This is a genomic window from Maribacter hydrothermalis, assembly GCF_001913155.1.
Classification (GTDB): Bacteria; Bacteroidota; Bacteroidia; order Flavobacteriales; family Flavobacteriaceae; genus Maribacter; species Maribacter hydrothermalis.
The window spans coordinates 3598079-3623318 of record NZ_CP018760.1; the positions used below are offsets into that span (position 1 = coordinate 3598079).

18 protein-coding genes are annotated in these 25240 nt (G+C 35.0%); 7 read left to right on the forward strand and 11 right to left on the reverse strand.

Going from position 1 to position 25240, the window contains the following annotated elements:
* Positions 1–31 precede the first annotated feature (31 nt).
* The 5 genes from BTR34_RS15460 to BTR34_RS15480 form a co-directional block, all read right to left on the reverse strand.
* Positions 32–712, reverse strand: a complete 681-nt coding sequence (locus BTR34_RS15460; protein WP_068483209.1) for a hypothetical protein — start codon at positions 710–712, stop codon at positions 32–34.
* Positions 713–1052: 340 nt separating this feature from the next.
* Complete coding sequence (locus BTR34_RS15465) at positions 1053–2243, reverse strand: hypothetical protein (RefSeq protein WP_068483207.1); 1191 nt, start codon at positions 2241–2243, stop codon at positions 1053–1055.
* Between the two features lie 76 nt (positions 2244–2319).
* Positions 2320–3171 (reverse strand): hypothetical protein, encoded by an 852-nt coding sequence (locus tag BTR34_RS15470; RefSeq protein ID WP_157483783.1) that lies wholly within the window; start codon positions 3169–3171, stop codon positions 2320–2322.
* Between the two features lie 221 nt (positions 3172–3392).
* Entirely contained in the window at positions 3393–4259 is an 867-nt protein-coding gene (locus BTR34_RS15475) for a DUF5694 domain-containing protein (RefSeq protein ID WP_082960129.1), read from the reverse strand.
* 265 nt (positions 4260–4524) lie between these two features.
* Positions 4525–5826: a Fic family protein gene (locus BTR34_RS15480; protein WP_068483201.1), complete on the reverse strand. Its 1302-nt coding sequence runs from the start codon at positions 5824–5826 to the stop codon at positions 4525–4527.
* A 536-nt stretch (positions 5827–6362) separates the two neighbouring features.
* Between BTR34_RS15480 and BTR34_RS15485 the strand changes: the two genes are divergently transcribed.
* The 4 genes from BTR34_RS15485 to BTR34_RS15500 all read left to right on the forward strand — a co-directional run bounded on the left by BTR34_RS15485 (position 6363) and on the right by BTR34_RS15500 (position 13244).
* Positions 6363–7925, forward strand: coding sequence for an IS1182 family transposase (locus BTR34_RS15485; protein WP_068485162.1), 1563 nt, complete (start codon positions 6363–6365; stop codon positions 7923–7925).
* Positions 7926–8724: 799 nt separating this feature from the next.
* The gene (locus tag BTR34_RS15490) at positions 8725–10227 is read left to right on the forward strand and encodes an ankyrin repeat domain-containing protein (RefSeq protein ID WP_068485103.1); all 1503 of its coding nucleotides are present in this window, start codon (positions 8725–8727) and stop codon (positions 10225–10227) included.
* 22 nt (positions 10228–10249) lie between these two features.
* On the forward strand, positions 10250–10735 hold the full coding sequence (locus tag BTR34_RS15495) for a DUF2271 domain-containing protein (RefSeq protein WP_197496173.1): 486 nt from the start codon (positions 10250–10252) through the stop codon (positions 10733–10735).
* A gap of 313 nt (positions 10736–11048) precedes the next feature.
* Positions 11049–13244 (forward strand): PepSY domain-containing protein, encoded by a 2196-nt coding sequence (locus BTR34_RS15500; RefSeq protein WP_068485101.1) that lies wholly within the window; start codon positions 11049–11051, stop codon positions 13242–13244.
* A 268-nt stretch (positions 13245–13512) separates the two neighbouring features.
* Here the strand turns inward: BTR34_RS15500 and BTR34_RS15505 are convergent, their stop codons facing one another.
* The 3 genes from BTR34_RS15505 to BTR34_RS15515 form a co-directional block, all read right to left on the reverse strand.
* Positions 13513–15480: a heavy metal translocating P-type ATPase gene (locus tag BTR34_RS15505; RefSeq protein WP_068485106.1), complete on the reverse strand. Its 1968-nt coding sequence runs from the start codon at positions 15478–15480 to the stop codon at positions 13513–13515.
* Between the two features lie 44 nt (positions 15481–15524).
* A complete protein-coding gene (locus BTR34_RS15510) occupies positions 15525–15941 on the reverse strand; it encodes a Fur family transcriptional regulator (RefSeq protein ID WP_068485100.1) in 417 nt (138 codons plus the stop codon).
* A gap of 392 nt (positions 15942–16333) precedes the next feature.
* The gene (locus BTR34_RS15515) at positions 16334–17305 is read right to left on the reverse strand and encodes a succinylglutamate desuccinylase/aspartoacylase family protein (protein ID WP_068485099.1); all 972 of its coding nucleotides are present in this window, start codon (positions 17303–17305) and stop codon (positions 16334–16336) included.
* A gap of 397 nt (positions 17306–17702) precedes the next feature.
* On the opposite strand from BTR34_RS15515, the gene BTR34_RS15520 reads away from it, so the two are divergent.
* The 3 genes from BTR34_RS15520 (at position 17703) to BTR34_RS15530 (ending at position 21924) form a co-directional block, all read left to right on the forward strand.
* The gene (locus tag BTR34_RS15520; RefSeq protein WP_082960180.1) at positions 17703–19841 is read left to right on the forward strand and encodes a thioredoxin domain-containing protein; all 2139 of its coding nucleotides are present in this window, start codon (positions 17703–17705) and stop codon (positions 19839–19841) included.
* 95 nt (positions 19842–19936) lie between these two features.
* Positions 19937–20692, forward strand: a complete 756-nt coding sequence (locus BTR34_RS15525; RefSeq protein WP_068485098.1) for a sulfite exporter TauE/SafE family protein — start codon at positions 19937–19939, stop codon at positions 20690–20692.
* A gap of 38 nt (positions 20693–20730) precedes the next feature.
* Complete coding sequence (locus tag BTR34_RS15530; RefSeq protein ID WP_068485097.1) at positions 20731–21924, forward strand: DegT/DnrJ/EryC1/StrS family aminotransferase; 1194 nt, start codon at positions 20731–20733, stop codon at positions 21922–21924.
* A 3-nt stretch (positions 21925–21927) separates the two neighbouring features.
* Here the strand turns inward: BTR34_RS15530 and ribB are convergent, their stop codons facing one another.
* From ribB to BTR34_RS15545, 3 genes are read right to left on the reverse strand one after another with little or no spacing between them, the layout of a single operon-like run.
* Positions 21928–23064: a 3,4-dihydroxy-2-butanone-4-phosphate synthase gene (gene ribB / locus BTR34_RS15535; RefSeq protein WP_068485096.1), complete on the reverse strand. Its 1137-nt coding sequence runs from the start codon at positions 23062–23064 to the stop codon at positions 21928–21930.
* A gap of 10 nt (positions 23065–23074) precedes the next feature.
* Positions 23075–24556 carry an LptF/LptG family permease gene (locus BTR34_RS15540; protein WP_074472176.1) on the reverse strand — a complete coding sequence of 494 codons (1482 nt, stop codon included), beginning with the start codon at positions 24554–24556 and terminating at the stop codon, positions 23075–23077.
* Between the two features lie 26 nt (positions 24557–24582).
* Positions 24583–25227 (reverse strand): LolA family protein, encoded by a 645-nt coding sequence (locus tag BTR34_RS15545; protein WP_068485104.1) that lies wholly within the window; start codon positions 25225–25227, stop codon positions 24583–24585.
* Between the last annotated feature and the right edge of the window lie 13 nt (positions 25228–25240).

Below are 25240 nucleotides of genomic sequence, written 5' to 3' on the forward strand. Positions count from 1 at the left end.
TTTCGTATTTAACGGTCTTTATTTTCGTCAATTAACTTTTATCTTTTGCCATCGGAGAAATCATAATATGCGCTCTGTGAGTACCGGGATTCATGAGCCAAGGATGGTCTGGTGCCGATGGAGTTTCTGGTATGCCGGTAGAGGCCGATGTGGACCAAGGCATATAAATTACATACCGTAATTGAGCACCATCAACCATTGATGTTTCTGGGTCGTAAGTGGTATTTGGTCCGTAGTAAATATGTAGGGTAGCACCTGGGGTAATTGTAAATTTACCAGATTTCATCTCTTCTTCTCGAATATCAAATATTTCTTCAGAAGACTTTCCTTCGGCTCGTAAAGCTCTACCACGTGCCATAAAAGGTTCAAGGTCTTTATGGTAACAAGCGGCATTAAAACCGTCTTTATTTGGGTCATCTGCAAGGACAATGAATTCATTTTCACCCTCTTTTAGCGTTACAAATTCGCCTGCCATATTATAACCGATAACTTTACTTTTTGCTCTACTTTCTGCCGGTGCCGCCATTAACGAAGTTGCAATTAAATCTTCATTGGTTTCTATAGCTTTTAAATTTTTAGGAATTGCAGTTGATAAACTTTCTGCAGTTGTTTCTGTATCAGATGTTTCTTGTGTTGTTGTTTTTGTTTTGTCCGATGAATTACAAGAAATCAATAATCCTGTAAGAATGAATGCGGTGATAAGGTGTTTCATGGCTTGCGATTTTAAGATTATAATTGATTTAGAAAGATACGGATTTAAGAAGATTTCTGGAAGCGGGAATTGGCAATAGCATTTTTATTCGATAATCGAGATTTAAATGCTCCGAGGCTTGTCTCGAAATGAAAATATTTCTTCCTATAAATGCCTCATGGGCTTGCCCTGAGGATATTTATTTTGTATCTCTTCAAACTTAACTTAGGTTTTCTTTGGAAGAACAAATGTTAGGCTTTTTTTAAACATTTCTATAAACTTTTGGGTCCTCATTTTCATAATCTTCATCTACATTCATAATTAAAGTCCTACTTATTCATCAGGTGTTTTACGTAATGCTTTATTCCATCTTATATGCGTCTCTACTTTCAATTAAAAACTCGAAGTTTCTATATTTTCTTATTTTTTTTGTGTTCAATTCGGTTAGTAATTTTTTTCTAAAATTTTCATCTTTAAGTTTTTCTAACATTGAACTATTCTCAAAATATTCTAATTGAATTAGTAGTCTTCTAAAAAATTCTTTTTCAAAATCTTTCGAAATCAGACCATTGTAATAGTCTATTAAATCATGTTTTTCTATGGGTTTATAAAATACAAATCCATCAAATACATTTTTGTACTTGAGTTCATTTTTTGTTGGTTGTAAATCGAAAATATCGTTTCCGAAAATTGAATTATTAAAATCGAAACCATTATCTTCAGTATTCAAATATTTGAATGTAGCATCCCATTTTCCATCTTGAATAAGTTTGTAAGACCAATCATTATCTTTTCTGAAAAAAATAGGACGATTGATTAAAATACTTACGGCTTTATGTCCAAAATAGTCAGATAGATATTTCCCAGCGTTTTCCACAATTTCGCCATTAGGAGTAATTAAATGTGTTTTATAAGCGTGTCTGAAATTCAAGATGATTAGTGCTTTTTTATTATTAGCGGATTTTATTTTTTTGTATTGGTTAATAATATTTTGAGCTATTAAACTATCTCTTGGCTCAATTTCAATTTCATATTCCCTTGCGTAATCTTCAACACTTTTTACTTTCTTCCAGTCAAATTCAGAATCGGAAGGGTAAAGTGAGATTTGATTTTCAGAGCTGTTGTTAATATCATATATAGTTCTTAAAAAATAATGATAACTATATCTTTCCCAAATAGGATACATTTCAGAATTCTGTTGATATTCATTAAGTTTTTTTTCTAAATAAATACTATCCAAATTACGTGTCTTTAGAAATTTGGTTATTTCTGGTTGAAGATTAACAACTCCAATTTCTGTGAATACGTTCCTTATATTTTCTTTGAAATAATTGTCGGATAAAATTTCTTTTATCAATTCATATTGTGAAATTTCACTATGGTCTCTTTCGCACAGAATTACAATGTCGTGTTCCTTAAACTGTTCCACGATGTAATCTTTAGCAGATTTCTTTTCTACTTTTTGTAAAAAATCGATATATGGTTTAATTTCAGAATTTTGGGAAAAGCTAAAAAGTGGCAATAGAAATATTATTAAAATGCTTTTCATCATTTGTATTCGGTTTTTTTACATTGCGTACAGCTAATAAAAATATACATAATAAAGGTGTATGTCAATCATTTAAAATTTATTGTTTTAGCGTATCCGCTTCCCTAAATTCAATACTTTTATCCTTTAAATAATCCCATAATTCTACCGTGTTCCCGGCTTGGGATAGTTCTAAAAAGTCTTCTTGAGATATGCAATAGGTAAGAAATCCGTCCATATGTATTTCAGGGATATGAAAACTATCGGACATAGATTTTTTTGAAAATTTAGAGATGATTTCTTTCTCCAATTCCATTTTTTCATCACGTTCTACCCTCTCTTCTAACGATTTTGTTCTGCCAGAAACACGGTTCATTATTTTGTGGGTATTTATGCTAACCGAAATAAATGCATGACTTAGAATCTCATTAATTTTTCCGTAGTTATCTATAGTGGCCAAACTTATATATTTACCTCGGTCGGCTTCTAAAAGTAGACGTTCGCTATGCGTCATTTTAACTAAATCTGCATTGGGCAAACCTAAAGAAGAAGAAGTAACTGCGGGGTCCAGGGCTAAGCGTTCTATATCCAAATCTATTTTACCCGTTAAATTATATGGGGTAACGGTAACTTCACTTAAATCAATAACGTTGTCCGAAAGGGTTATAATGATAGATTTTGATTCTAAAATTTCATCAGTAACACTAATGTCTTTTGGAAGGTATTGAACAGCAGTAAACCTTATAATATCTTTTAATTTAACGGTTATAGAAAACCTACCTAAGGAATCCGTAATTGTAGATATCTTAGAATTAAGATTAACGATTAAAATATCGGAAACTTCATTATTTGGGCTTTTCACACTCCCATTTAATAGGGTAGTGCTGTCTTGACAAAAACCAAAAGAACAAGACATTACAATAAGTAGTATAATTTTTAAATACTTCTGCAATAGGTGTTATTTAGGTTCAATAATAATTGGTTTTTCCGTATGAAAGTTGACCATAATTATGTGCCTTAAAGCAACATTATCAACAATATAGAATTTTATATTTGAAGAAAAACGCTACTTAACTTTTTGTTAGGGAATACGGTATGGTATGGAATGAATAAAAAAAGCCCATCTATTAATGATGAGCTCTGTCTCTAATGTAATGATTCTTTTAGTTGGTATTAGTTTAGATAATCCAATGTATTTACCATTTCAAATTTTGGACTCCTGTTTATAAATTCACGTAACATTGCGGTATGTGCAGAGCCCATAATAATAAGAACTCTGTCTGCCTTTTTCATTTTTATTCTGTTAAGATTCGAAAATATTCTCATGTTACGTTGGTAGAATAGGGCAGCTTGGTCAGCACCTACAAAATTGTCATCTATACCTACATAAAAAAGTTTGTCTGCGTTAGTATTTAAAGAATAGTCCAGCATTACCGGATGGTTCGTTAGTTTTATTTTCTCAAGTAGCGATAAACTATCGAAGTTCTTATTAAGAGCATCTAACTCAGGGTGCTCTTTTAATGGATTATTCGTAATCTCCAAATAAGTTTCAGCATCAATGGCATTGGTAAGTTCAGGACTGTTTTCAATAAAATCTCCCACGCTATAATTGTACCCAATGTAGTTATCAATACCGTATACTTTTTTTAGTCCGTTTATTCTGGCAACATCATAACCCACCATGCCTAATTCACCATATTCCGTATCAAGCTTATCTGGGTTTTTAAGGAAATTTTGATATGCCTCATTTATTTTATCATCAATTTCTGGGGTATATTCCAAGCAAATAATAGTAGGTTTAAATTGTGAAAGTAACTTAGATAGCTCACGTACTTCTTCTTGTTCTTTTGCATTGTTTTCGTCGAAATCTACTTTAGTGGCATCACTTGTTGTTCCAAAATGAAAAAAACCAACATTTAAAACTTGTATTTTGTCGGTTTTTTTTGGTGCTACTGTACTTGCATTTTCAGTTAATTCAGGTGTAGTGCCATCTGTGCAGGCCAGTAAAGAAAGGGAAAGGATAAAAATGAGTTTCTTCATAAAAACATTAATTTTTTATTGTTGTTGGTTGGTTATAAAGACTTATAAAAATCGAATAAAAATAGTTATAACCTATATCATTTCTATAAGAATTTTATTAATCTGGTTAAGGTGATTTGTAGGCTTTTCTAAAATTGCAACGCAACTTTCCGTTTTCGTATGTGCGCGCAGTAAAAGCTTATTGCTTGCCAGCTGACTAAGCAGGTATACACAAACCTTTCGGTTTAGATCTCATGTCAGCATTACATTTAAGTTTTGTAAAACGTTATCTTTCAAGATATTCATCAATCCTTGCTCTATTTGTCAATTTATAAACGATATTTTTTCCGTCTTTGAGTTTTACTAAAAAACCTCTTTCTTCCAAATCAGTTAAATCTCTACTGGCTGTTTGCCTTACAACATCATGTTTGGAAGAATAAGCTTGTATTGTTATTTCTGATATCGGTTTAATGAATAAATATGAAAGTAAGTCCGCTTGTCTTTTATTAAAATCACTTTTCACTAATTCATACATGAGTTCTGAAGCTCTCTGTCTTTCCGCTCTTTTTTTATCTCTATAATTCACTAAGTTTTGAAAAGCAACTCGTAAGCTTTTCATAGAATACATTATAAAATAAGTTAAATCATTTTCATCGTTTTCTGTCCGTAAAAAAGCTTTGTCGTAACTGGTTCTCGAATTAAGAATGGCTTTTGAGATTGAAATATGTTTTAGAAGGGTATATCCTTTTTTAATCAAATACCAATAAAATAATGCTCTTGCCGTTCTACCGTTTCCATCTCCAAAGGGATGAATATAGCCAATCATGAAATGTAGTACTGAAGCTTTTATGATAGGGTGAATAAAATCTTCTTCATTGTTTATGAAATAGATTATGCTTTCTATTAAATTATCAACTTCTTCATGTTTTGGAGCTGTAAATGCAATTTCTCCATCCACATGGTCTTTTACATAAACCGGATGGTCTCTAAACTTTCCGGCATATTTACTTGCCTCGGTTTTGGTTGTCATCAATTCATGAATTTCTAAAATCAACTGAGTTGATAAATCTTCATCTAAACGGTTTTCAATTTCTCGGATTGCCCGAAAGTTGTTGATTATCATTTGTTCCGACTCATTTCTTGGCTTTCGTCCAGATTTCAACATATCACGAGCGACATCTGTCGTTGTGGCTGCTCCTTCTATTTGGGATGATGCTATCGCTTCTTCTACCAGAGAATTCTTGAAATATTCTTGTTGGTCTTGAGGCGTGATAGAATTTTTATAAAGACCTCCAATCAGTTTTAAATCAAAAAGATGTAAATCTTTTTGTATATATGAAGTTAAATTATAAGTAAATTTATGGTTATGGAAGTAAAGACTTTTTCCAGAAATTTTTCTATGTGTTTTAACCATTTTCCATGCGCTCTCTGGACTATCGAATGGCATGTTGGGTCTGTGTTTGATTTCAGACCAATAGAAATATCTTTTGTCCGCTTCGTGAAGAAAAGGTAGGATATCATCATTACCAATAGAGTCGATATAATCTGTATAATCTATATCAAACTGGGGCGGCATTTCTATTTTCATGTCACTACATGTTAAATTTAACCTCTAATTTAACACGTTATAACAGATATTTGAAGTTTTTTACTTGATTTTTCTAAAAAAGTTGATGTTTTTTAATGAATGGCAACGCAGCGCTATGACAGATTACATATAGTGACTTGATATGTTGGGTTGTTTTCTTCCGTTAAGCGTCGTATTGGGCAAAAGATCGCTTATCCTACGGTTTTATGTAATCTGTCATAGCGCTGCGATAATGTTGCATTTCCCTTTGTGCGGGCGACATCTACGCTAGTAGTGGGCAAGTTGGGGCGTTGGCAAACAAGATGTAGCATATAGGGTCGACGTAGGAGAATGCAACATCATCGGTCTAGTGTATGATTTCGTTGCGTGTTTAAGCACTAAATTTAGCAAATAAATCACAGATAGAAAGTCCGCAAGGACTTTCGTAAATAGGCTATAACTAGTAATGAATTATACACATTGTGCCTGTTGCACAAGATATAAAAAATATCGAGCTCTGATCCTTGCCGATCGGACATTTGATCGTAACTTGTTGTATGCAGGGAAAAAAGGAGTACCAGGAGAAGCTTTTCGCTAGTTTCCAACTTAGTGAACGTATACCGAAGAACAATTTTTACAGGCGTTTGGGATCCGCCCTTGATCTTGGTTTCCTCTATAAGTTGACTCGGCCCTATTATGGGGAGAGCGGTCAAAAGAGCATAGACCCCGTGGTGTTCTTCAAGCTTTGTCTGGTGGGTTATCTGGAGAACCTTATCAGCGACCGTAAACTGATTGCGCATTGTTCGATGCGCTTGGACATTCTTTATTTCATAGGCTATGACATTGATGAGGAACTTCCATGGCACAGTACCATAAGCCGTACACGCCAACTGTTTCCAGAGTCCGTTTTCGAGGAAGTGTTCACGAATATTTTACAGTTGTGTATAGAAAAGGGAATGGTAAGTGGTCATACCCAAGCGATAGATTCGGCACCGGTAAAGGCGAACGCGAGTATGGATACCTTGGAACTGAAAGTGCCCGAGGAAGAACTAAAGGAGCACTTGGTGCGGATACGGGCGATCAGCGCCATGGACAGGGAAGTGCCACACCGTAAGTCCAAGGATAATAAAGCGGATAAGGGCGATCGTAGTATTACCGCAAGTGGAAAGGAGCTGAATGCGATAAAGAGCCGTAACAAGAAGTGGGCGAAGGATCAGGATCAAAGACCCGGTGCAGGTAATAAAGGTGCGAAGTACACCAGTAACAAAACACATTATAGCCCAACGGACCCCGATGCCAGGATAAGTGTGAAACCCGGCAAGGCCAGAAAGCTGAACTATCTTTCTCAACTTAGTGTTGACACGGCGCATCATGTTATAACCGACATCAGGGCGTACCATGCAGATGGAAAGGATAACCAGCAATTACAGGATATCGTACAACGCTTGCAAAGAAGATTATGGCAACAAGGTCTGGTATTTGAAAACTGCGTGGCCGATACGGGGTATAGTAGCGGGGAGAACTATGCATTTCTGGAAAACCAAGGGCTAAAAAGTTTCATTCCACCGCATGGCACCTATAAAGGTGGTCCCGATGGGTTTACGTACATCAGGGAACACGACAATTATCTATGCCCACAGGGCAAGGTGATCCCTTTCAAAAAAGTGTTCCTTGACAGCCGGACCAAGACCAAAAAGAAGGCGTACCGCGCGTCGAGCAAGATCTGCAAGGGCTGCTCGATCATGGAAAGCTGCCTTGGAAAGGTCAACGAGAAACAGTTCTCGGTCACGTATTATCGGGCGGAATACGAACGGAACATCGCAAGGGTCGAGAGCCCACAGGGCAGGTATATGAAGGGTAAACGACAAAGCACCGTAGAACCCGTTTTCGGTACCCTCACCCAGTTCATGGGCATGCGCAAGATAAATACGATAGGTCTGGAACAGGCCAACAAGGTGATGCACCTCTCCGCAATCGCCTATAACCTTAAGAAGTACCTGAAATTTGAACTGAAACGTTCAAATAGTGGGCTAGCAAAGCTTGCTTTTAAGGTCTTTATAAAAAGTACTGTCCAAGATATGTTTTCAGTATTCCTAAGGCATCAAAAAGTGACATTCTAATACTGAACCGGTAATAATAAAACCTCTTAAAGAGGCTTTATTATGTTGATTTTATTCAGAATTTAAGCTTGTGCAACGGTTACCGTTGTTAGCAAAAGTATTTTTTTTATACCCAGATTACGTTTCGCAAGACTAATTGCGTTCAGCTTTTAAAATTCTTTTTTCCATTACGATTCCATAATATTCGTAAAATCTTTTGCACGTTTGGCTCGTTTAGTTTTTCCATTCTGACTGCGCAAACTTTGCGTTTTACTTTTCAATTCCAACAGCGCAACGTTTATAAATTCCGATTGCGTACAGTTTTTAATTCCGATTGCGTATTGTACTTAAAACACAGATTTTCCTTAAAAAAAATTTCGTTTAGCCAGCTCGATTCCAGTTCAGATTTTGACGTTCCTGAATATTTTTGCTAACAATTTTATATATAACATATGTTATATATACCTCCAATATAAGAAATATATCACATATGTTATATATATCTTTTATATGACTTTAATTCAATAATGCTATTTTAGAGAAAATCTTCAGATGTACATATAGTATCCGCACTATTAAGCGTAAAACCATTAAACGAACTTTTTTTTGCCGAGCTTATTTTTAAATAATTCAACTTAAAATAGACTTCTAAATGTAGATTCAGTTTTAAAATGATATGAAAAATATAGTAATACCTATTTTAAGAATAGGAGTATCACCTCTCAAAAATTTAAATAAAAACCAATCAATTCTTATTTAGAATAAATAAAAATAATTTATTTTTGCCATTGTTATTAAGATTAATATTTAAAAAATAAACATGAAAACCTTAACACAAATAGCTTTAACCGCCCTATTGTTTGTAAGCTTTACAGGTATAGCACAACAGAAGAACGAATTGTTGGACCGTAATTTCTGGAAAAGCAATCCTGATGTTGCCACCATAAAACAGAAAATAGCCGAAGGTAACGACCCAACTGTAATGGACTCCAATTCTTTTGACGCTACTACGTTGGCGATTACCAGTAAAGCCGATACCGAGGTCGTTAAATACTTACTATCCTTAGAAGGTAATGAGGTAGATAAGAAAACACATGATAGCCGTATTTATTTGCATTGGGCAAGTTATGCCGGTGATGCAGAATTGGTAAAATACTTATTGGATAATGGTGCTTCGGTTACCGCTTTGGATAGCCACCGCTATACGCCACTTACTTTTGGTGCAAATGCGGGACTTACAAACCCTGAAATTTATAAAGCTTTTGAGGCGAAAGGCGTTAACTTGGTCGAAGAGAAAAATGAACATGGTGCAAACCTTTTATTATTGGCAGCACCTTCTTTAAAGAATGAAGCAGATTTAAAATTCTTTTTGGATAATGGCTTGGCTTTAGATAGTAAAGATGAAGATGGAAACGGAATTTTTAATTACGCTTCTAAAAAAGGCAATATCGATTTTCTAAAATTGCTCGTTGAAAAGGGTGTGGATTATAAATCGTTGAACAATAAGGGTGGTAATGCTTTTATGTTCGCATCGCAAAGTGGTCGCGGTTTTAGTAATGGACTTCCGGTCTATGTTTACTTAAAAGGTCTAGGTTTGGAACCTAATATTGTAGAAACTAGCGGAAGCACACCTTTACACCGTTTGGCTTCTGGAAATAAAGATGCTGCAATTTTTGAACTTTTCCTAAAAGCAGGTGCAGATGTAAACCAAGCTGATGAAGAAGGGAATACGCCGTTCTTAAATGCCGCTGCTAGAAACGAGCTTGCAATAGTTCAACTGTTAGCTAAAGATGTGCAGGATTTTAATACCGCAAATAAAGCTGGTGAAACTGCATTAATGTTGGCCGCTCATGACAACAATTCAAAGGTTGTAGGGTTTTTAATTGAAAACGGTGCGGAAGTCAATGTCCAAGATGCTACAGGTAATACTGCTGCTTATTTCTTGGCAGAATCTTATACTAAAAGAAATGCAGATGCTTTTGATGCGAAACTGTCTTTGTTGACGTCTAAAGGATTAAAATTGAATGCCGTGCAAGGGGAGGGAAATACCTTATATCATGTTGCCGCTAAGAAAAATGACCTTGAGTTATTGAAAAAGATATCTGAATTTAATATCGACGTAAATGCGAAAAATGATGAGGGTATGACGGCTTTACACGTAGCGGCAATGAAGGCGGAGAATGATAAACTTCTTAAATTTTTACTAGCTAAAGGCGCCGATGCGCATAGTAAAACCGATTTTGAAGAGACTGTTTACGATTTAGCTAGTGAAAACGAAATGTTACAGAAAGGGAATACGTCATTGACTTTTTTAAAGCAATAGAAAAATCAAACCGATTATAAAGATGAAAAGATTTTTAAAAATTATTCCGGCAATAGTATTGGTTGGGTCATTGTTATCAGCATTTATCGTAGTTGATAAAACCACCGTAAAATGTCTTATTCAGTTAACCAATTATTCTGGTGAAGGTGCCTATTTAATCGTATCTATCGTTGACACCGATAATGAATATGTGGAAACCTTGTACGTACAAGGTAAAGACAATGAATGGTACAGCGAAATTACCGAGTGGTGGAAATTTTATGGAAAAAACCGTCCAAATATTGATGCTATTTCGGGGGAAACCATAAGTGGAGGAGAACGTGCGTTAAATGTTTTGCAAATACCTAATGATAAAATAGATAAAGGCTACAACTTGCGTTTTGAAACCTCGGTGGAGGATCAAGGGTATTATGCAGATGATATTCAGTTTCCTTTGACTACGGAGAATTTAACAACCAAAGTTGAAGGAAAAGGATTTATCCGTTACGTACGCATGCTGCCTCAGTAATAGCTTTAAATTAAAAAGTCTTTGCGAGGAGCCTTTTAGCGACGAAGTAATCTGTCGATTAGTTGTGAATATGTGAGGTTTAGGTTATCATGTAATAGATTACTTCACTTTGTTCGTAATAACGTTTTACAGTTGTCATGTTATATATAGCGTAGCTGAAACAAGTTGTGTGATACCGACTTATATGTTCTCCACCGCGCTCCAAATAAGGCTTTAGTTTATATGTTTATTTTGCAATCACAATTAAACTTTCAGAGTATATTTAATTGATGCTCTGGAAGTTTTTAAATAGTACAAAACTACATTACTTCGTATGACCATTTCTATTTGGCGCTATAGCCATCTTACGCTTGCCCTGGTTTCTTCGCTGTTTTTAATAGTGGCTTCCGTAACAGGAATTATATTGGCAGTTGAACCCATTTCACACCAAGCAAAAGGCTATGCGGTTGAAAATTTAAATGAAGTCTCGCTGGCAACTGCTATCGATGCCTTAAAGAGTACCTATGATGAGGTATTAGGATTAGAAGTAGAATCTTCAGGATTTGTTAAGGCTTCTGTCCTAACCATGGAGATTGAAACCTTAGATGTGTACTTCAATCCAAAAACGGGTGAGCAATTGGGTGAAGTTAAAGAGCGACCCCACGTGTACACTTTTGCTACTAACGTACATCGTTCTTTATTTCTTAAAAGTATAGGTCGATTTTTTGTTGGTCTTATTTCGTTACTCTTGCTTATTATTGCAGTTACAGGTTTAATACTGTTAGCTAAGCGCCAAGGCGGATTCTTGAAATTGTTTTCAAAAGTCCATAAAGACTATTTTGAACTACGCTACCATGTGGTTTTAAGTAGATGGTTCTTTATTCCGATTGTGATCTTGGCATTTACCGGAGTGTATTTGTCTGCCGAGAAATTTAATTTATTGCCTAATGCAGTTGTTCAGCAAACAGAACTAGCAGTAAACAAAACTGTGCAGGAATACAAAAGTATTTTAGATATTCCTTTTTTTAAGGAAACGTCTTTGGCAGATATTCGTCAGGTAGAATTTCCTTTTTCAGATGATCCCGAAGAATACTACCTCATTGCTTTACAAAATAGGGAAGTAGCGGTAAATCAGCATACCGGTGAAATAGTAAGTAGTGGCGATTATCCTTTTGTAACCTTAGCTTCGCGATTAAGTTTGGTTCTACATACAGGAGAAGGTAACGTTATTTGGTCTCTTGTTCTTTTGCTTGCCAGTGCGTCTATTTTGTTTTTTATGTATTCGGGATTCGTAATGACCTTAAAGCGTAGAAAGAAAGGAAAGCGCATTGCCAAAATGACGGATAAAGATGAATGTGAGTTTGTCATTTTAGTAGGGTCGGAGAGTGGTACGGCATTCGATTTTGCACAACGTTTTTATAACGGATTAGTGCAAATAGGGAAAAAGGTCTATTTAACGGAACTTAATAAATACACCAACTATGCAAAAGTAAAAAATGTAATTGTGTTTACTTCAACCTATGGCAAAGGAGAACCACCGACGAATGCGCGTAAATTTTCAGCATTATTTTCAAAGATAAAGCAACCGAATATAACAGATTTTTCGGTTATTGGTTTTGGTTCTTTGGATTATCCCGATTACTGTCAATTCGCAATTGAACTTGATAATCAATTATCGGTAGCTGAAAACTTTAATCAGCAATTGCCACTTTTTAAAATTAACAAGTCCGATTTTAATTCTTTTGAACAGTGGATGATTCAATTTCACAACAAAGTCGGATTTACAATTCCCATAGAAAAACCACTTCTAAAAAAGAAGAAGTATAAGAAAATTGAATTCGAAGTTTTACAGCGAACGGACTTGAATGTCGATAATACATTTTTGCTGCGTTTACAACCAAAATCTAAAATTGATTTTACTTCTGGCGATTTATTGGCAGTTTTTCCAAATGATGATGAAATGGTACGTCAATATTCAATTGCCAAAATTGACGAATCTATTTTATTGAGTATTAAAAAACATGAACTTGGTAGGGGTTCTAATTTTCTCTTTAATTTAAAAGTAGGTGAAACTTTAAAAGCTGCAATAGAAGAGAACGAAGATTTCCATTTTTCCGAAAATTCAAAAAATTCAATTTTCATCTCAAACGGGACAGGCATAGCTCCGTTCTTAGGAATGATTTCAAAAAATGCAACAAACAATATCACAATGTTCTGGGGAGGGCGTGAAAAGGCTTCTATGGAGATTTATAATTCCGTTTTGGAAAAAGAAATCTTAAATAATGAAAATATACAGCTATTTACTTCATTCTCTAGAGAGGGGAAAAAGCAATACGTACAAGATGTTGTTTTTGAGCAAAAGGAATTAGTTTTAAGAACCATCAACCAAGGTGGTACAATTATGATTTGCGGTTCACTAGCCATGCAACATAATGTTCTTGATGTATTAGAGAACTTGCTAGAAGGAAATAAAACCATATCTTTTGAAACCTTTGAAAAAAGTGAGCAGTTAAAAACGGATTGTTATTAGACTTCTAACTAAAAAGTTCTCGACTGCGCTCGAAATGACATTAGGTTGAATTGAAAATGTCATTGCGAGGGGCTTTTTCGCGACGAAACAACCTGTCTAAATTAGGCAGTATGTGAATTCTCGACTACCAATAAACAAATTACATCAGTAGGTTAGTAATGACAATTGAATTGTCAGCGTGTCACATTGAGCGTAGTCGAAATGTTCGTTATGTGAGATGCTAGCTTATAGGTTCTCGACTGCGCTCGAAGTAACAATTTTTTCTAATTTAATCCCACTGCATCTTCTGTAATCTAATCGCATTTAAAATCGCTAATAAGGCAACACCAACATCGGCAAAAACGGCTTCCCACATAGTGGCTAATCCACCAGCACCCAATGCGAGAACTATAAGTTTTACCCCGAATGCCAAAGCAATATTCTGCCATACAATTTTTCGTGTGGAGTTACCGATTTTAATAGCGGTAGCAATCTTAGAAGGTTGGTCGTTCTGTATAATGACATCGGCAGTTTCAATGGCTACATCACTACCTAATCCGCCCATGGCAATACCTACGTCACTAATCGCAAGTACTGGGGCGTCATTGATTCCGTCGCCCACAAAGGCAATTTTGGCGTTCGGTCGTTTTTTAAGTTTTTCTACTTCTTCCAGCTTTTCTTCTGGTAGCAATCCGCCTTTTGCCCAATCTATTCCTAATTCTTTTGCTACTTGTTGGGTAATGGAATCTTTATCACCTGAAAGCATTATAATGTCATCTATTCCCGCTTTTCGCATATTAGAAATAGCTTTTAAAGCATCTTCCTTTAATTCATCGGCAATGGTAATATAACCAGCGAATTTTCCATCGATAGCCATCATTACTATAGATTCAACTATGGCATCGGTTTCTGTTGGGACTTCAATTTGGTTTGTAATCATCAAACTTTTATTTCCCACTAAAACCAATTTTTCGTTGACCGTTCCTTTTAATCCTTTACCGGCAATTTCAGTGACACTAGTTGCTTTGTACGCATGTTCATTTATCCTGTATTCTAAAATAGCCTTTGCAATTGGGTGTGTAGATTGCGTTTCGATCGCGATCAAGTACTTCATGAATTCGTCTTCGGTAAAGTTCTGATCTTTAATAAGATCCTTAATTTTAAAAACCCCTTTGGTAACAGTGCCTGTTTTGTCCATGACCACGGTATTTACCTTAGTTATGGTGTCTAAAAATGAAGCTCCCTTAAATAAGATTCCATTACGTGATGCAGCTCCTAATCCGCCAAAATATCCTAATGGGATAGAAATTACCAAAGCACACGGACAAGAAATTACCAAAAATATTAACGCACGATACAACCAATCTTGAAAGATATAATTTTCGACAAAAAAGTAAGGCAAAAAGGTCAGTGCAATAGCTAAATACGTAACAATGGGAGTGTACACCTTTGCGAATTTTCGAATAAAAAGCTCGGTCTTCGATTTTCTGGCCGTGGCATTTTGTACCATGTCTAGAATACGGGCAATAGAACTGTCTTTAAAAACCTTGGTGGTTTCAATTTCAATAACTCCGTCTAAATTAATACTACCTGCGTAAATTGAATCTCCTTTTTTAATGGTGTCCGGTTTGCTTTCGCCTGTCAAGGCCGCGGTATTAAATGACCCTTTACCTGAGCGTAATATACCATCTAACGGGACCTTCTCGCCAACTTTAACTTGTATTATTTCTCCGATTTTGACATCTTCTGGCGATATGGAAATAAAGTTATGATCACGGAAAACCAAGGCTTGATCCGGCCGTAGATCAAGTAAAGCTTTAATATTGCCCTTAGCGCGCTGAACCGCAGCACTTTGAAAAAGTTCACCCACAGCATAGAATACCATTACCGCGACACCTTCAGGATATTCGCCAATACCGAAAGCGCCAATTGTGGCAATACCCATTAAAAAGAATTCTGTAAAGAAGTTCCCTTTTTTGATACTTTCCCAACCTTCTTTTAAAACTGGGAGCCCTACAGGACAATATGCGATAATATACCATGCTAAACGTAAATTACCTTTGAAGAATGACAAAGCATCAAAATAGTCTATTGCTATACCGACGACCAGCATAGTAAAGCTGATAACTGCTGGTAAGTATACTTTAAAGTTCGACGTATGTGCCGTTGTTTCGTGCGTATGTTCGTCATCACTACAATGGGCGCATGTACTTTTGGGTTTTGTAAGTGATTGTAGATCTGTTTTTTTCTTTTTCATAACAGCGGCAAGGTCTAAAAAGAAATAGTGCAACAGAAGTGCATTTAATAATTACTACACGAATCACAAATACCTTTTATGACCAAATTGGCATCTTCGGCAAGGTATCCTTTAGGTAGATTTATATGTGGAATTTTATGCTCGGTTAAGCATATGGTTTTGTCGCAATGGCTACAGTGAAAGTGTAAGTGAAGGTCTTGGTCAATATCACAATTACAGCCTGGTTGACATAGTGCGAATTTTGAAATATTGGTACCATCATCTATTTGATGAACAATCCCTTTTTCTTCAAAAGTTTTTAAAGTTCTATATAATGTTGTTCGTTCAGCTTTCTCAAAGGCGTTCTCAATATCGGTAAGTGAAACTGCCCTATTTTTACCTGCCATAAATTTATAGATAAGTATACGCATAGCGGTTGGCCTTATACTTTTGTTATCTAATTTTTTTTCTATTTCCGTCATGAAAAAAGGAGTTTAAAAATACGCTTAACACTAATGTAATCAATGTTATACAGGATTTCAATTTCAGAGGATCTTTAACTTTAAATTAAGCAAATGTTGTGCTTAAATGCGATAAAGTTTTTATTTCTAATGTACTGAAAATATGAAAATTAGTGCTTTATAATGTCGATTTTTGAAATTTGCGAAACAAACAAGAGATATTCAGTGTTTTTGGTTGAGTATCTTATTTATTTGGTATCGGAGCTATTTATGAGTTAGGTAATTGCTATTTTGTTCTAGTTATTGCCTGGCGGTTAATGATCCATCAATCAATGAGATAGCCGATATTAATTACAGCGGATCTTTAATGTTTTGAGTTTTAGGAAATAGTAAGGTTAAAATTTTAAAAACAGTTATTCCACATCGTATGCAATATGAAAAATTGCGTCGCCTTGATTCACAATCGGCGATTGGTTGATGCAGATAATGTAGCCAGAGTTTTTAGCTAAAATTTTCTTTTCAAAATAACCAAATGGACCTGATATACTCCCTAATTTGCCTCCTTTTTTAATTTTTTGACCCACATGTACCGTTGGGTGAAACATTCCTGAATGTTTAGCGCGAGACCATTTTGAAGCATGCACTAATTTAGGAGTTGTTTCTAGTGTAAGATATTGAGCTAGTTCTTTTTCAAAATTGCGCATGCCCAAATGTTGCATCATACGTAATGCACCAACTACGCCTGTATCGGTAATTTCCTTATCTATATGCAACGATTTTCCACCTTCGTACAACAATACTTTTTTATCTAATTTGTGTAGTGTTTCTCGAAACGATTTTTCTCTTCCAGCAGATTTTACAATAAATTCCGCACCAAAAATTTTTGCCAATGCTAATCCGTCCGCATCATCCTTATCTATTCTAATCTGTGGAGCATTAAAACGGCTGTCACCGCCCGTGTGGTAGTCAATACAATAATCTATAACCGGTGCAATATCTTTTACAAGGTGATAGGCGAATCTGCTTGCTAAAGAGCCTCGTAAGCTACCTGGGAAAACTCTGTTTAAATCTCTACCATCAGGAAATTGACGAGTCTGGTTTAAAAAACCAAAAATGTTCACTACCGGGATGCAAATAACCATACCACATTCTGGCATATTATATTTATTAGAAACCAATTGACGAACAATTTCAACACCGTTTATTTCATTGCCATGAATACCGCCTGTAATAAGCAAAGTAGGTCCATCTTTTTTACCACGCTGTACAATTACCGGAACTTCTATTTTAGTTCTCGTATGTAGTTTTGCAATGTCTAAATTTAACTGGGCACCTTTTCCTTTTTTTATGGTTTCTCCTAAAACAGTATACTTTTTATTTATCATTCTAATCTGTCTATATTCCTCTTACCGTGTTATAACCTAAATAGTTTCAATTTGTTATATATGCGATATGAAATTACTACTTAATTGTAGTAGGATGGTAAATATAAGTATCGATTATCTCATTAAATCTCGAAGAGTATTTAAGAAATATGCATCGGATTGTACAAAAAAAAGGACTTAATAATTGAATTTGGGAAATCACCTACCGAAGATGTTCATTGTTTATCATTTTTTAAAGGAGATATTTTCTTGTTTCCAGTAAACTTTGAAAGGTGATATTGGCTTTGTGCTTTATATTCAAAAGATTCTTAATAATTTTTGTTAAAATTCATAATTAAAATCTAGGTCAACCTTAGTTGTAAATTAAATATATCTTTGAAATTAGATATTAGACCGTATGAGAATTAATAGCTTGTTTTTTGTTTTTGCTTATGTATTCATTTTGGGATCTTGTAAAAATCAAAATAAACCTGACGATAAAAGTGATAAGCATGAAAGTAATGCGTATACAAATGATTTAGTAAATGAAACTAGTCCGTATTTATTGCAACATGCTCATAACCCAGTGAATTGGAAACCCTGGTCAAATGATGCATTCAAGAAAGCATCTACTGAAAACAAATTAGTAGTATTAAGTGTAGGTTATTCTACTTGTCACTGGTGTCATGTAATGGAAGAGGAATCCTTTGAAGATGTAGAAGTGGCGAGTCTGATGAACGATAAGTTTATAAGTATTAAAGTAGATCGTGAAGAACGTCCAGATCTTGACATGGTATATCAAACGGCATTGCAATTGGTGAATGGAACTGGTGGGTGGCCTATGAATGCTATATTAATGCCAAATGGTAGTCCTGTTTATTTAGGTACTTACCATGAGAAAGAGGAATGGAAGGCTGTGCTTTCTAAATTTAGTGAAGAATATACCAAAAATCCCGAAAAAATGAAGGAATATGCTGCAATGTTGGCATCTGGGGTACAGGAAGTGTATGAGCAACCAACAAAACAAATGGCAAATGTAGTTACTGCGGATAAGGTTAAAGTTGGAATTAATGAATGGTCAAAATTATGGGATGTTGAATGGGGAGGTAATCTTGGACAGCAGAAATTTATTTTACCATCGAACTTAAATATGTTATTGGATTTTTCAGTTTTGGAACAAGATTCTGCCGCTAGAAATCATGTTTTAAATACCTTGGAAAAAGTGACCCACGGTGGTATCTATGATCATGTAGATGGTGGATTTTTTAGATATAGTACAGATGATACATGGAAGGTGCCACATTTTGAGAAGATGTTGTACGACAATGCCCAATTGGTGAATTTATTGTCCAAAGCTTACAAATTAACTGGGAATATCGAGTATAAAGCTAAAGTAGAAGAAACCTTCAAATTTTTACGGAGAGAAATGAGAAATGATGGTGGTGGTTATTTTAGTGCTATGGATGCAGATACCAATGGGGAGGAAGGTGTTTATTATGTGTGGAAAAAAGAGGAGTTGAATACGTTATTAGAAAATGACATTGAATTATTTTCTAAGTTTTATAATATTCAAGACCATGAAGTATGGGAAGATGGAAATTTTGTTTTGAACAATACAATTTCAAAACAAGATTTTCTAAAGGAGACCTTATTGAGTGAAGAGGAATTTAATAAGAAAATAGAAATTTGGAAATCTACCTTGTTTCAGGCACGTGAAAAAAGAGATAAGCCAACAAAAGATTTTAAAGTTCTTACCTCTTGGAATGCTCTTTTGATAGACGGATTAGTTGAGGCATATAAAGCATTTGGAGAAAAAAAATACCTTTCAGAGGCGATAGCTATTTTTAATTATTTAAATGCAAACAACTTTAAGAATGGTGATTTGGTTCACTCTTATACGACAGATAGTAAACAGAAAGATGTTTTTCTAGAAGATTATGCATTTTTGGCTAAAAGTGCATTTGGCTTGTTTGAAGTTACTTTAGATACAATTTATTTGAATACTTCAAAAAACCTCATGAATGCCGCCATGGAAAAATACAAAAGTGATTCTGAATTGTATTATTATAATATTTCAACTGAACTGGTACCGAAAATTATAAATACTTCAGACGGTGTTGTACCCTCGGCGAATGCGGTTATGGCACAGAACTTCTTTAAAATTGGTCACTTAGAGTATAATAAACCGTATTTAAAAAAGGCTAATTCAATGGGAGCAATACTTGTGTCGGATTTTGAAAATCAGGCAATAAGTTATGGTACGTGGGGGTCATTGTTTTTGCAACAAACATATCCTTTTTATGAGGTGGTGGTAGTAGGCAATACATCGGAAAATCTTATGGCCGAATTAAATGCCACATATTTAGCAAACACAATACTCGTAGGGTCTAAAGTGTCTAGCAATATTTCTCTCTTTAAAGATCGTTTTGATGACGAAGAAACCTTTATTTATGTTTGTCAAAATAATACTTGTAAGCTTCCTGTTAAAACTGTTAAAGAAGCCTTTGGGCAGATGGAGTCTTTTGGCTATGAGGGTTTTAACTCAGTTTATCAATAGTAGATCTTTAGTATAATGATTTGTCGATTTTTTTACTTTTTATGATAAGGTAATTACGGAAGTTTCAATAGTTAAATTCGGTTTACCTTTGTAAAATGGAAGAATGGTATGCCTACCCTTTGTTAATATTAGTTGGCTTTATTGTAGGTTTTATAAATACAGTCGCAGGCGGTGGCTCTCTACTTTCGCTACCTATTTTAATTTTTCTTGGATTACCGTCAACCTTGGCCAATGGAACAAATAGGGTAGCGGTAATTTTTCAAACAGCTATGGCAACGGTAGGCTTTAAAAGTAAAGGAGTATCCACATTTCCGTTCAATTTTTATTTAGGTTGTTCTGCCTTTTTAGGTTCTATAGTTGGGGCAAATTTAGCGGTAGATATAAGTGGTACGTTATTTAATCGAATATTGGCCATTGTTATGTTTTGTGTAGTGCTTATTATAGCTTTTGGGCCAAAAATGGGGATGAAAGAAGTTCAAGAGCGACTTACAGGAAAATATTTGTGGCTTGGTATTATTGCCTTTTTCTTTTTCGGAGTTTATGGTGGCTTTATAAATGCGGGTATTGGTTTTATTATTATGCTATTTCTACATTACGTAAATAGAATGACTTTGGTACGTTCTAATGCAACTAAGGTTGCCGTAGTATTTATGTACATGGTTTCTGCATTAGCTGTTTTTGCATGGAACGACCAAGTGGATTGGAAAATAGGGTTAATATTAGCTATTGGCAATGGTAGTGGGGCTTGGGTGGCCAGTAGGATATCTGTAAACATGGGTGATGGTTTCGTAAAAAAATTTCTTATTATTATGGTATTGATACTGGCCATAAAACTTTGGTTTTACCGATAATTTAAACAAGATTTGTATAACTATTAAAACAAGTAAAAATGCCAGGGTTCGAATTATTTGGAGATAGAGAAAAAAGTCAAGTTCAAGATGTGCTGAACACCGGAGTGTTAATGCGTTATGGCTTTGATAGCATGCGTAATAACCATTGGAAAGCCCTTGAACTTGAAGAAGCTTTGGCTAAAAGAATGCAATCCAAATACGCCCAGGTAGTAAGTAGCGGCACAGCGGCCCTTACGGTTGCATTAGCCAGTGCAGGAATAGGGGCAGGAGATGAAGTTATTATGCCGACATTTACTTTTGTGGCCAGTTTTGAATCCATATTAGCATTGGGTGCGGTGCCAATTTTAGTAGATGTTGATGACACCTTAACCTTAGATCCAATTGCTGTAGAAAATGCTATTACCAGTAAGACTAAAGTGGTAATGCCGGTACACATGTGTGGTTCAATGGCTGACCTTAAGGCGTTAAAAGTTATTTGTGATAAACATGATTTATTGCTGTTAGAAGATGCATGCCAAGCAATTGGTGGTAGTTTTGATGGTAAACCCTTAGGTAGTTACGGGGATTTAGGTTGTTTTTCTTTCGACTATGTAAAAACAATTACGTGTGGTGAAGGTGGTGCGGTAATTACAAATAATGAAAAGTATAAACTGAATGCAGACCACTACTCTGATCACGGCCATGACCATGTAGGAAGTAATAGAGGCACAGAAACACATCCGTTTTTAGGATATAATTTTAGAATTTCTGAATTGAATGCAGCTGTTGGTTGCGCGCAATTAAATCGTTTAGATGATTTCTTAGAAATTCAAGAAAAGCATTACAATAGTTTCAGAAAAGAAATTGAAACACTTTCTAATATTACACTTAGGAAAGTGCCAAATGGCGGAGTTGAAAACTATTCATTTATATCTTTCTTTTTACCAACTACAGAATTAGCAAAAAAAGCACATACAGCTTTAGGTGATGCAGGGGTAGATGCTTGTTTTTATTGGTATGATAATAACTGGCATTACTATAAGAAATGGGAACATTTAACCTATAAAAAATCTTTAGGTAATCTTCCGCAAGAGGTTATAAATCAATTGCCAGATTATTCCAAATCCGATTTTTCGAAATCCGATGCATGGGTAGGTAGAACCATTTCATGCCTAATAAAACTAAGCTGGACCCAAGAGCAAGTTCTAGAACGTGCTGCTAAAATGAAAGATGTATTAACTAAATTCGCTTAATAACTAATAGGCAACATATTCTACAATTTCTAACCCATAACCTACAATACCTACACGTTTGGTCTGTGTGCTATTGGTCATAAGGCGCATTTTGTGAATACCTAAATCATGTAAAATTTGTGCGCCAATACCAAAGTCGCGACTGTCCATTTCTATTTTAGGTGCTTTATGAATACCTTGTTTTTGTAGCTCTTTAAGTTCCCTTAATCTAGATAATAGATTAAGTGATTCCGAATCTTGATTAATAAATACAATGGCTCCTTTGCCTTCTTCATTTATTTTTTTGAACATGTCCTCTAGCTTTTCGTCTGGGTTATGTGTCAATGTTCCTAATATATCGTTGTTGATTAGGGTAGAGTTTATACGGGTCAAAATTTTCTCGTCAGAAGACCAGGAGCCCCTTGTAAGAGCTATGTGAACATGGTTATTTGTAGTTTGCTTATATGCTCTTAATCTAAAATTTCCAAAACGGGTAGTAATGTCAAAATCAATTTCTTTGTCAATTAAACTGTCGTGTTCCATTCTGTACGCAACAAGGTCCTCAATTGAAACTATTTTTAAATCGAATTTTTTAGCAACGTCTACCAATTGTGGAAGTCTTGCCATACTGCCATCTTCATTCATTATCTCCACAATAATGCCTGCTGGTTGTAATCCTGCTAAACGAGCAAAATCTATAGCGGCTTCTGTATGCCCTGTACGTCTTAAAACGCCACCTTCTTTTGCTACTAATGGAAATATATGGCCTGGTCTAGCTAAGTCGTGTGGTTTAGTGTCGTTTTCAGTTAATGCAATTACCGTTTTAGACCTATCACCGGCTGAAATACCCGTTGTTACCCCTTTGCCACGTAAATCTACTGAAACGGTAAATGCGGTCTCTAATGGGTCTGTATTGGTGCTCACCATCATGTGTAATCCTAAGTCTCTACATCTTCCTTCCGTTAATGGTGCGCAAATTAACCCTCTACCGTGTGTAGCCATAAAATTGACCGTTTCTGGAGTAGCTAATTCGGCTGCAGCCAAAAAATCACCTTCATTTTCACGATTTTCATCATCTACTACAATGATGACTTTACCTAAACGAATGTCGGCAATTGCTTCTTCTATACTGTTCAATTTTATTTTACTAAGGTCTGTCATGTTTTAACAATCAGCTTTTATCTTTTTTCTTAAATATTTTTTTGAAGAAATCTGAAATGAATCCAAAATTCATCATTCCCTTGTCCTCTGTAGCTCTTTTGGTAAGAAATATACCAAGTGGCAGGACAATTAATGTAGAAAGCCAGGCGCCTAAAATGGGGTGAATATTATCTTCTTTAGCATAGTTACCAGCAAAAACACCGATAAAATAATAGATTAAAAAAAGAACTATGGCAATAACCATAGGTAATCCTAACCCACCTTTTCTAATTATAGCTCCCAAAGGTGCACCAACAAAGAACAGGATAATACATGAAAAGGCCAATGCATATTTATTATGTAAAGAAAGAATGTGCATGTTATAGATTTTATATCTTTTTTGCATCTCTTCTTTTTTACCACTAACAGAACCTAATATACTACTGGTGGCATTTTTTGCACTACTTAAAATCTGTATCTGTTGCCAATCTGGAAAAAGAATGAGTATATTTTCTTTTATAGAATCTTGTAGGGCAATATTAGCTTTTGCTGCTATCGCTTTTTGGGCAGATATGGAATCTTTTCTAGTGGCCAAATCGGTAAGTGTAGAATCGGCACTATTGTTAATAAGAGGAACAAATAGTCCACTTCTACTTTCAATATTTTTAGAAAATGCACGAACAATATTATAGTTATCCCCACGTAAAGAATCGATATCCTTGGTTAGCCGAGATATGTTTTTCATTTTATCTGTGCTAATATCGCGTTCTTCTTCTAGCTCGTCATTATTGATTTCAGGAATTTCGATATTCATAGTGTAGGTATCGAAATTTGCTTGGGCAAAAGGAAATTTCATCTTGCTATCATTACTTTTCGAAGTAACGTCCTCATAATAGTGCCCGTTTTTTAAAACAAGTTGTATTAAGTCAGAGGCTTCACTACTAACTAATTCGCCTGATTCAGATTTTATTACTGTAGTGTTCAGATTATTTTTTGACTTAATATGAATAATTACATTTCTTAAAAAACGATCATTATCGCCATATTTCTCATCAACTTTAATATTCATTCCTTCAAAATCACTAAAAACCCCTTCAGAAACTACTGCAGCGGGTTTTACTTTGGCGATATTTCTTCGGAGATTGTAAATCTTTCGTTGGGATAGTGGAATTACATTATTAGCGAAGAAAAAAGTGACTCCCCCTAAAATAGTTACAAAAATAATTAAGCTAAGCATGGATCGCTGCAATGAAATTCCTGAAGCTTTCATAGCCGCAAATTCATAATTTTCTGCAATTGCCCCAAAGGTTAAAATTGAAGATAGTAATACGGTAAGGGGTAATACTTTTTCTGTTAAGTCTGGCATTAGGTAAAACAGAAATTTACCGATAATAACAATGTCTAAACCTTTACCCGCAAGGTCATCAATAAAAAGCCAAATCGTTTGAAATATGAAGATAAACATCAATATTACAAACGAGCTGACAAAATTAAAGACGAATCTTGATAAGATATATCGGTCTAGTATTCTCAATTGTTCTAATTTCTTAGAATGAAATAGCCTTCATCCTTGTATTTAGCTTCATCAAAAGTAAATAAGGTTTTGGACAACACTTCGTTTGTTTTAAAAGAATTAACAATGATAGTAGTCTTTGTACCGTTCTTGCCCGTTTCTATAAGTTTATAAATATGTTTTGTTCCCATATCAATACCTAATAATCTTGATTTTATTTCAGTATCGGAATCTATAGGTGTCAATTTTACATATTGGATTTTACGGCCCTGTACGTCCTGGGTAATATCCCACGCATAATTATGTCCTTCTTTGTAGAAAGTTAGCATTTTTGAAGGGGTCATAGCATTTTCATCATCGGATTTGTCTTCAATGGTTACCTCTTCATTTTCTGGAACAATAGTGTATACTTTTTTTCCATCATACAACTGCTGAGAACCTAGGTAATTGAATATATATTTATTTCCGGCTAAGGTTACATCCCCTCTTGTTTCTTGATTAATACCAGCTTCCGTATTTTTTAAGTCAAATTTAAAATCTACAAAAATGTTATCGTAGCTTTTTACTTTTGTGTATACCTCGTCTAACAATGCCTTTGCTTTGTCTGAACCTTGCGCATTTGCATAGGTTGCGGTAAACATAATCGTCAATACAATAATAATTTTCTTCATCTCTTTTTTAATA